At 51.7% G+C, this 391-nt stretch carries 1 pseudogene; it reads right to left on the bottom strand.

The features are described from left to right. Positions 1-391: pseudogene (locus tag QWI17_RS09090) on the bottom strand (sarcosine oxidase subunit alpha); the annotation flags it as partial.

Here is a 391-nt window from a genome sequence, read left to right as displayed (position 1 = left end):
CATGATAACCGTAATCGTTGGTCGTCATCAGTACCAGTTCATTACCCGGTACAACACCGTAACGATTGATGTAGGTAGATACCGCATTAGAAACCATGCAGCCCGGTACATCATTGTTAGAGTAAACCAGTGGACGCTCGTGCGCGCCGGTTGCCAGTACTACCCACTTAGCACGTACACGGTGCAACTTTTGACGCGCCTGATTAACCGGCGCAATGTCTGCCAGATGATCGGTGCAACGCTCATGGATAGTAACAAAGTTATGGTCGTGGTAGCCGTTCACAGTCGAACGCGGCAGCATCATCACGTCTGCGAATGTCGCCAGCTCCGCAACAACATCCTTAACCCATTGTGCAGCAGGCTTGCCGTCCAGCGTTTCTTTGGTGTTCAG

The sequence above is a fragment of the Gilvimarinus gilvus genome (assembly GCF_030518155.1).
GTDB classification, from domain to species: Bacteria; Pseudomonadota; Gammaproteobacteria; order Pseudomonadales; family Cellvibrionaceae; genus Gilvimarinus; species Gilvimarinus gilvus.
The sequence above is the reverse complement of the archived record's forward strand: the minus strand, read 5'-3'. Positions and strand labels throughout refer to the sequence as shown.